The organism is Tropicimonas sp. IMCC6043 (assembly GCF_004146235.1).
Taxonomy (GTDB): domain Bacteria; phylum Pseudomonadota; class Alphaproteobacteria; order Rhodobacterales; family Rhodobacteraceae; genus Tropicimonas.
This window is the reverse complement of sequence record NZ_SELO01000085.1, coordinates 1-8,821: the sequence shown is the minus strand read 5'-3', so window position 1 is coordinate 8,821 and position 8,821 is coordinate 1. Positions and strand designations below refer to the sequence as shown.

The following is an 8,821-nucleotide window of genomic DNA, read 5'->3' as shown; positions in this document are numbered from 1 at the left end:
AGAAACAGACCATCCGGAAACGCCGCTTGCAGCATCAGAACGCTGCCGCATAATCTCAAACGGAAACCGAACCGGAACTCTCGCTACGAGAAACCTCGCGATCTCCGAAATACTCTGACGACGGACACGATACTCTTAATGGGATCTGCGATGTCCCTTCGGCGCCATTTGATCGAGCGCCTCCTTCGATGCTTTCGCCGCCCGCTGATCTCCTCATCGTTCATGGCGCCGACACCGGGGATTTCCCGTTCTATCACGAACTTCTTCATCTTTTGCCTCCCTGATCCTGATCGTTGATTTGATGTATCGCGGCTCTAATCCGCTTCTTCGAAAGCGGGCATTTTGTGGGTTTCAAGGGCGGTTCTGTAGGCCGGCGTCTCGCGAACGGCGCTGCAGAGCTTGCGGAGCCGCGGCAACTCGACAAGCAACGCCTGTCTGTCGCTGACCCATTCGCTGAGCATCGTCACGTAGAAGTCGAGCGCGGTCAGGCCGCGGCGAAGGAAGTAGACATCTCCCGCGATGGACCGGTCCATGAGGTTGAAGAACTCCGCGAAGTCCTTGTCGCCCTGCGCCTCGACCTGGGCGATGGCGCTATCGTCCCGGGCGAAGCGCTCAGGATGGCCGACGCGGCTCGATGTGACATAGCCAGCCGTGGACATGACGTTCAGCCAGAACAGGAATGCCCCGCGATCGGCATCGCCCGGCTGGGGCGTGACAGGGCTCTCAGCGTGCACCTCACCAAGCAGTGTGACGATGGCGCCGGTTTCTCCGATGGTTGTTCCACCGGGAAGGCTCAACGCAGGAATCCGGGCAGCCGGGTTCAGCTTCAGGAAATCGGTCTTCAGGTGCTGCCCGGCCCCCATGTCGACGTATTGCATCCGATAGTCGGCATTGAGCGCCTCGAGTGTAGCCTGCACGACGATCGAGCCAGCCATGTGTTCCCAGTAGAGCGTGTACATCGGCGTTCCTCCGGTTGGTTGTCCCGACTATCGGGAAGACGGGCCGAGCGCGCACGGCAGAATTTGTTTGGTTCTGCTAAAGGTAACCTTTAGGCTTTCGCACATGAAGATCACGCACCTGAACGGCCTGCGGGCACTCGAAGCAACGCTCAGGAAGGGTAGCTTCACAGCGGCCGCGATGGAGTTGGGCATCACGCCCGCGGCGGTTGGGCAGCGCGTACAGTCGCTTGAGAAATATATCGGCCGAAGCCTTTTCGAGCGTTCTGCACGCGGAGCCACGCCGACCGCCGAGGCAAGACGGATGCAGCCGGCGCTGAATGAAGGCTTCTCAGTTCTTGCGAGCGTCCTTGAAGGGCTGCAACCGGAGGCATCCGTAAGGCGCCTGTCGGTGACGATGCCCGAGTCCTTTGCGGAGAACTGGTTCGGGCTGGTGGTGTCAGAGTTTACGTCCCAATATCCGCAGGCGGACCTTCGGCTGGATGCGTCGAACCGAGACCATGACTTGTTGTCCGAGGATTTCGACTTAGCCATACGCTATGGGCGACCTGCGGGCGATCCCTTCGAGGAGACCTTGCTCTTCGGCGATTCCGTCCAGCCCGTCTGTACGCCAGCCTTCGCAGCCCGACACGACCTTCAGCCCGGCCGCCATGATCTGGCAGGCGTGCCGCTCATCCACGTGCTCAACCGGACCGGCGATCCAGGCTGGATCGGCTTCGACGGATGGGGCAAGGCATTCGGCATCGAGCCTACCAGCCTCGTTCAAGGCATCCGGTTCTCCAAGGCTGGCTCCGGGTTGCAGTCTGCAAATGCCGGAGAAGGTATGGTGATGGCGGGGCTGGTAGAGGCGTATCATGCGCTTGCCGACGGCAGGCTCACTATGCCCTTCGGTGCCGGCCAGCGCCGCGAAACGACATACAAGTACCGGCTCCTCCGGCATCGCAACGCGCCGATCTCGGCCACGCAGCGTGCTTTCGCTACCTGGCTCATCGAGCGCGCTCGCCGATTCAATCGAGATGTAGAGACCTTGTTGGAGCGGTTCTGACGGTGAAAGGCCTATGGAACATCGGTGCCGTGAAAAGTCCGGACGGCCATGCCGCATCAGCAACAATGGCCGGAAAGTCCGCCGACTTTCACTACGTGTGAGCCGCGGCGAATTTCCGGTCTGGTCGCCGATGCCGGGTGCCGGGCGAGCATTTCGCGGAACTGTTGCCGATGCAGCGAATGGCGGCAAGGTCGGCATACTCCCCCTTCGGTGGCACGAAGCGTTGGCTCTTGGACCGGACACGCCAGCGCGGTCGCTCACTGCGCGCACCTGACATCCGGGCAGATACTGCTCTTCGCACCCGCGGCATTAAATCAAAGGTCGGGACGGGCCCGAAGCAGTCACTGGAACTCAGCTTTGCCAATTTCGGCTCCGAGGCCGAAGGGATCATCGCCCTGCAAAATCGATTGCGCCGAGGCAAGGTGAAGTGGCGGGGCGTCGCTTTGGTGGAGAACCTATCAATTGCGCCTATTGCTCCGTGCTTGCCTCCGGCAGGCCGGCAGCGATCCAGCTTTCTATCAGCGCAATCTGATCTTCGGCCAGCGGGCGGCTTAGAAACGGCATCCGTGGCACGCTCTCGCCACGAAGCCTACGGATCAACTCGCTGCCGGAGGGGTCGCCGGGGATCAGCACCACGCCCCGCTCGCTGCCGGTCAGGGCGGCGGCGTAGTCATCCAGCCGCAAGCCCTTCGAGGCACCAGCAACTGCCGAGTGACACATCACGCAGCGCTCGGTAAAGATTATGCTGACTTCGGCCCAGCCGGGCGACGCGTCATTGCCGGCGGCCGTTACGCCGGGGACCGCCATGAGCAGCGCAAGCGCCCGGATCGAGCGTTCTATTCGCAACGCCCGCGTCCCCCTGTTCCAATACATCTGCATCGGCTTTTCCCGGCGTGAGTTCCCCGCAAAGGATACCGCAATTGGGTCTGAGTTCATGCTAGAATGATGTTGCCGGCGCGGGTGTTTCACCCGCGGAACGGTACCCATGGGAGGACAATAATGAAGAGAACAGCAATACTGACTGTGTTGGCCGCCTGCGTTCCAATGGCCCTGTCGGCTGCGGATATCGATCTGGACGAAATGCGCGCCAGCGTCGAGAAATACAAGGATATCAATGTCGCTTTGGCGGATGGTTACGTCACCCCCGACAACCACTGCGTTTCGGCCAAGGGCGAGGGACTGCCACCAGAACTGGGTGCGATGGGCATTCACTACATCCACCCGGCGATGCTCAAGGTCACCAGCACCGAACCGCGCGTAAACGGAGACTCCACCTATACCGACTGGTCCAAGCCCTCGATCCTAATTTACGAGCCACAGGCTGACGGTTCGCTGGAACTGGTCGCGGTCGAGAATCTGGTGTTCGAAGCGGCTTGGAATGCCGCCGCGAATGGCGAAGAGTTGGTGTTGAACGGCCGTTCCTGGGACCACATGGCAGACGATCCGAACACGCCCGGTGACGAGGCGCACGGCTTTATGCCGCACTACGATCAACATGTCTGGCTATTTCGGGAGAACCCAATGGGGGTCTTGATGCCGTTCAATCCGAACATCACCTGCGACCACGCCGTACACTGATCACAATTTGCGTAGGAAGACGATCTGACTGAGCGCCCGCAGGCGCTCAGTTACAATCTGTTGCCCCTTGGCATTGGGTCGCTGTCATCGCCGATTGCACATTTTGAAACCGTAGCGACGACAAACTCCGCTGAACGTATCCTAAATGCAGCTGCCGCGAACGTCTGGTTCACGGCATCCTCGCCGGATTTCGGGCAAACACTGTTGGGCATGCTGCACTGCCGAGAAGGTCCGCAAAGTCGGCAAACTTGCCATTGGTGGCCTCGCCGGGCGAGACCGGCGCTCCCTTGTCTATCACGTCGGCTGAGCATTGGATGGTGCTGCCAGACGAATTCGAACCGGTCTCCGATTGGACAGTGAGCCTGCCCCTTATGCCGCGCCGAGTCGACGCCACTCGGCGAGAGCGGCGGCGCGTTTGAGCTTGAAATTTGCCCTCGAGTAGAAGCTGCGCTCCGAGTTGAAGTGGTTGAAGACCGGGGCGTGAACGGCGGCAAACATCTGTAAACTTCGCATTCGCCGGAAGCGTTGCATTGCCCTTTCTCGTCTTCGGAAAGGCAGGTGTGAATTCTCCGCCCTGTTGTTCCTCCAGCGTCCGGTTTCTTGCCGGCCAGCCGCGCCGACTTCCTTCAGCGCCGCACCGTATGACCGAAGCTTGTCGGTGACGAAGATGTGCGGCCGACCATAGCGCTTCATTGTTTTCTTCAAGAATTTCAATGCCGCCTTCTTGTCCCGCGCCTTCGTCACAAAGCTTTCGAGGACCTCGCCCTCCTGGTCTACGGCCCGCCACAAATAGTGCCGCACGCCGTTGGTCTTCACGAACATCTCGTCGATGTGCCAATACCACTGCGGGCCAGAACGCAGACGCTCGGCGCGTTTCTTGCGGATCTCGGCGGCAAACATCGGGCCAAACCGGTTCCACCAAAACCGGACGGATTCATGGCTGATCTCGATCCCGCGCTCGTGCAACAGATCCTCGACGTTGCGAAGCGAAAGCGGGAAACGGACGTACATCATCACCGCCAGGCGGATGATCTCTCGGCTCGTCTTGAAGTATTTGAAAGGGTCAGGTTTCGGCATCAGGGGAAGTTAATCGGCGCCCTACCCCGCCGCAACCCAAGTTCCCCTGACATGACCTCTCGCCGACAAAGAACAGCACGATGATCGCCAGGACATCAATCCAGGTCAGGCTGAGCAGCGGCATGACGGCGAGTGCGGGCAAAACCACTTCAAAAATCTGATCTAGGCCTGTGGCCTGAGCGCTCGGTGGAAATCCGAGGCGCCTCTTTTAGAAACTCGACAGGAGGTCGCCGACCATCGAGGCACTGCCAACTACCAGGCCGAGCGCCCAGGATTCGGTCAACAGAAATCCCCCAAAGGCTGTGACGAGGAGCGCGACGACGATTCCGCGAATTGTCTTCGAGGCGCTAAACACGGGCTGACCGTCAAGGAAGATGGCGCCGCAATCCAGAGGAAAGGAGAAACGATTGCCGAGGAGTCGCTTGGCTGCGATCGGGCTGCCGTTCGCCAGGGCGAGCAACAGGAGCACTTCAATGATGGACCATGGGTGCAGCATGGGCGGGGAGTTTCACCTTACGGGCTGTTCAGGGGAATCGCGTTTGGCTTTGACGGGGTGAGCCGCAACCCTTGCAGCGGTGGTCCGGATGGATTCTGGATGGAGGATTCATCCTCCGGAGCCCGTTGCCAGCATAGACATCTTCCTCACCGCCTTCGATGACATCCCCGATCCCCGCGCCGACAACGCGCGCCATGACCTCGGCGAGCTTCTCGTCATCGCCTTCGTGGCGGTTCTCTGCGGGGCGACATCCTGCGCCGGGATGGCTATGTTCGGCCGGGCGAAGGAGTGCCTTTTCAGGGACTTCCTGAAGCTGAAGCATGCGATCCCGTTGCATGACACCTTCTCCACGGTGTTCCGGATGATCGATCCCAAAGCCCTCGATGCGGCATTCGGGCAGGTGTTGGCCGAGGTCGCGGCGCTGCTGCGCGAGGGGGACGTGATCGCCATCGACGGCAAGGCATTGCGCGGCGCACGGGGCAAGGGCGAGAGCGCGCGGACGCGGATGATGGTGTCGGCCTATGCCGCGCGGCTACGCCTGACGCTGGCCAGCCGGGCGGCCGACAACGGCGCGGAGTTGGACGCCGCGCTCGATGTCCTCGGGCTTCTCGCGCTCAAGGGCAAGATCGTGACGGCCGACGCGCTTCATTGCAATCGCCGGACGGTTGCGGCGATCAACGCCCGGGGCGGCGACTGGTGCCTGGCGCTGAAGGCGAACCAGGACTCGTTGTTGTCCGATGCCCGGGCTTGCTTTGGCGCGGTGAAGGAGACCCATCCGGTTGCCCGGCTGGAGGAGACCGGTCACGGCCGGCGGGAGACCCGGACGGCCATGGTCGTATCTGCCAAAGGTCTGGCAGAACATCATAATTTCCCTGGGCTCAAGGGGTTCGGGTGGATCGAAGCGAGCCGTGAGGCCGACGGCAGAACCACCTCCGAGACACGCTTCTTCGCCCTGTCCTGGTTGCCAACGCCGGAGGTCCTCATGGCCACGGTCCGCGCTCACTGGGCCATAGAGAACGCGCTGCACTGGCAGCTCGATGTCTCGTTTCACGAGGACGCGGCGCGCAACCGTAAGGATAACGGCCCGGCGAACATCGCCGTCCTGCGCCGCCGGGCGCTGGACGTCGCCCGCAGCGACACGTCGAAGGGCTCGCTCTCCATGAAGCTCCAGCGCGCAGGCTGGGACAACGCCTTCCTACGCAGCATTCTCAATGGGATGGCAGCCGCCTGAGCCAAACGCGATTGCCCTGACGGGCTGTTGGGAGTCGTGGCCGAATTTCGGTGACGCGGCTCAATCCGGCGGCGCCTTTCTGTTCGGCATCTCGCTCGGCGATGCCCTCGCTGAATTTGACCCCTTCGATGAGGCAGGGCAATTGGGAAGGCCACATCGAGCGCTGTCCAAATCCCTGAACTTCTCTTTCTGAGACGAGAGCGACGAGCGGTGTGGGGCAGGCGGCGCAAACGGTTTGAATGGCCACGCACAATTTCCTTTTGGGCGCTCTCCACGCGAAATACCACTTTATGTTCATCCGTCCTGAGCCACCTTGGTGGCTTTGAGGCGATGGGCTTCCGGAAAAGACTTGGTAGCGGCAGTCACTTTCTACCGACCGAACCATAGTTCCTGCGTACGGCTGCCTGAGTTGGCGGCGGAGCGAAGAAACGTCCTCATGGCGCGTCGCGACCTCGTTGATTTCTTGCTTCGTCTGTTTGTGCGAGCACCAAGAAAACACTGCCGATATCGGAACGGAAACGCTCTGTGACCAATGTGACCAGCAACGACTCGATGCTGGCCAGAACCCCGATACCGAGCACGAAGAGGAAGAACGGGCGCGAATATCCGAACATGAACAACCAGAGGAAGAACACACCCGAGAATACGGCGGCGGTCTTGGACGAATACAAATGATACGACGGCAGAACGCGGAACTTCGCGAGTGACACAATGGCTGCTAAGGCGTAGACGGCCAGGAAAATGTAGAGCCAGGGCATCTCGGGCCGGATGTTCTCTCCTTCAAAGAAGAATATACCCAAGATACCGGCAAGTACCGTGCAGGCATCAGCGATAGTATCGAGTCTTGCGCCGAATCCTGACTCCTGATCGAGATATCGGGCAACTGGGCCGTCAAGAAGATCGCTTGCCAGGCTGATCACGATCAGGACGAAGAAGGCCTCGCGATTTCCGGTCAGGGCCATCCATGCCGCTATCGGTGCCGCCGTCAGCCTGTAGAGTGTCAAAAGGTTTGCGATGGAGAACATGGGTGTTGTCAGAGCAACTTCGACCGGCCGCCCTTCCCCGTCTTCTTAGGTAAACGGAAGATGCAACAACTTGGTTTTTATGGAGAAAGTGTTTTCAGAGCGCCACCGAGATCTACAACCGAGCCAATAAAAGTCTATCAAACTGGTTTGTCCTGACAAGACTGCTGCCACCAGTGCCGGACGGCTTCGTGGCTGACATCGATGACGCACTCGTGCAGCAGATCCTCGCCATTTCGGAGCGACAGCGGCAAAAGAAAGTGGAGCATCACCGCCAGGCGATTGATTTCCCGGCAGGTACGGAAGCATTCGAATGGGGCGCTTTTCGTCATGCACGGACGCAACGGGACCACCACCCTACCGCGCTGAACCGAATTCGTTCTGACACTGCCCAAATGCCGTCTGCGACACCAGTGGTATCCGATGTCAAAGTCAATGGAATTCCAAGCCCCGACATAGCGTTGGAATATCGCAGAGCATTGCCTGACTCAGAGGTCAGTGGTGTAGTGGTTACCGCGCTGGCCATATTCGATGTTTGGGGCGACCTTCAGATCGCAAGCTCTTCCAGCGACTTGCCCTCGGCCTCGGCGTCCTTGATCCATTCCGGCTTCCGTCCCCGTCCCGTCCAAGTCTTTGCCGGGTTCTCGGGGTGGGCGTATTTCGGTGGGTTCTTCGTCTTGCCCTTCTTCACGGGAGCGCCGGTCAGTTCCTTCAGCGAAAAGCCAAGTTCCTTTGCCGCTGCCTCAGCCGCTGCGATAGCTTCATTGCGCCTGCGTTCCTTGAAGTCGTCAATGGCCTTGGTTGCGTCCTTCTGAAGTTGTTTCAGTTCTTCCAAGGACATTTTGTTGAGGTTGATCTTTGCCATGGTTCTGCCTTTCAATTTGGTATCGCTATGCCTACAAAATAATTCGTTAACAAGAAATAAAAAAGAAGTGTCGGTTGGCGATCGATAAGATCCGACTGTATGGACCTTCCAGAGCCAACTATCCTACGCCGCCACTTGTTCCCGCCGGTGATCATCCAACATGCCGTCTGGCTCCACTTCCGGTTCGCACTTGGCGACCGCGATGTCGAAGAATTGCCAGCCGAACAGGGGATCGATTTGTCCTGCGAGATTGTCCGGCGAAGGTCTCCTTGTGCGCCCGCAAAATCGGCGAATGGGGCGGTGCCGGTCCGGCGGCGTCCATCTCCCGGAATTTGTTTACGTCGCTCCACCATCGGCCAGCCATTCGTGCAGCTTGGACCACCGTCTCCGACCTGACACGTTCTTAACCGCGATAGCCACGGCTTTCCGCTGGCCGACAAGCACCACCAGCCGCTTGCCGCGGGTGATGCCGGTGTAGAGCAGGTTGCGCTGCAGCATGGCGTAGTGCTGAGTCATCACCGGGATCACAACGGCCGGGTACTCGGACCCCT

General features: G+C 59.9%; 10 protein-coding genes. 3 read left to right on the top strand and 7 right to left on the bottom strand.

Features of this window, described 5'->3' with window-relative positions:
* Positions 1-314: 314 nt before the first annotated feature.
* Positions 315-959 (bottom strand): glutathione S-transferase family protein, encoded by a 645-nt coding sequence (locus EU800_RS25315; protein ID WP_129636249.1) that lies wholly within the window; start codon positions 957-959, stop codon positions 315-317.
* A 103-nt stretch (positions 960-1,062) separates the two neighbouring features.
* On the opposite strand from EU800_RS25315, the gene EU800_RS25310 reads away from it, so the two are divergent.
* On the top strand, positions 1,063-2,001 hold the full coding sequence (locus EU800_RS25310) for a LysR substrate-binding domain-containing protein (protein ID WP_129636248.1): 939 nt from the start codon (positions 1,063-1,065) through the stop codon (positions 1,999-2,001).
* A gap of 468 nt (positions 2,002-2,469) precedes the next feature.
* Here EU800_RS25310 and EU800_RS25305 read toward each other — a convergent pair whose 3' ends face one another.
* A complete protein-coding gene (locus tag EU800_RS25305; protein WP_165354847.1) occupies positions 2,470-2,880 on the bottom strand; it encodes a c-type cytochrome domain-containing protein in 411 nt (136 codons plus the stop codon).
* A 120-nt stretch (positions 2,881-3,000) separates the two neighbouring features.
* Between EU800_RS25305 and EU800_RS25300 the strand changes: the two genes are divergently transcribed.
* Positions 3,001-3,579, top strand: coding sequence for a hypothetical protein (locus tag EU800_RS25300; RefSeq protein WP_242500831.1), 579 nt, complete (start codon positions 3,001-3,003; stop codon positions 3,577-3,579).
* Between the two features lie 369 nt (positions 3,580-3,948).
* Here EU800_RS25300 and EU800_RS25295 read toward each other — a convergent pair whose 3' ends face one another.
* A complete protein-coding gene (locus EU800_RS25295) occupies positions 3,949-4,656 on the bottom strand; it encodes an IS6 family transposase (RefSeq protein ID WP_129636246.1) in 708 nt (235 codons plus the stop codon).
* A gap of 208 nt (positions 4,657-4,864) precedes the next feature.
* The gene (locus EU800_RS25290; protein WP_129636245.1) at positions 4,865-5,152 is read right to left on the bottom strand and encodes a hypothetical protein; all 288 of its coding nucleotides are present in this window, start codon (positions 5,150-5,152) and stop codon (positions 4,865-4,867) included.
* A gap of 133 nt (positions 5,153-5,285) precedes the next feature.
* On the opposite strand from EU800_RS25290, the gene EU800_RS25285 reads away from it, so the two are divergent.
* On the top strand, positions 5,286-6,383 hold the full coding sequence (locus EU800_RS25285; protein WP_165354848.1) for an ISAs1 family transposase: 1,098 nt from the start codon (positions 5,286-5,288) through the stop codon (positions 6,381-6,383).
* A gap of 434 nt (positions 6,384-6,817) precedes the next feature.
* Here EU800_RS25285 and EU800_RS25280 read toward each other — a convergent pair whose 3' ends face one another.
* The 3 genes from EU800_RS25280 to EU800_RS25265 all read right to left on the bottom strand — a co-directional run.
* Positions 6,818-7,408, bottom strand: a complete 591-nt coding sequence (locus EU800_RS25280; RefSeq protein ID WP_129636243.1) for a CDP-alcohol phosphatidyltransferase family protein — start codon at positions 7,406-7,408, stop codon at positions 6,818-6,820.
* Between the two features lie 544 nt (positions 7,409-7,952).
* Entirely contained in the window at positions 7,953-8,270 is a 318-nt protein-coding gene (locus EU800_RS25275; RefSeq protein ID WP_129636242.1) for an H-NS family nucleoid-associated regulatory protein, read from the bottom strand.
* Positions 8,271-8,606: 336 nt separating this feature from the next.
* Positions 8,607-8,821: ATP-binding domain-containing protein (locus EU800_RS25265; protein WP_129636241.1), on the bottom strand; the 215-nt coding region annotated here is incomplete at its 5' end.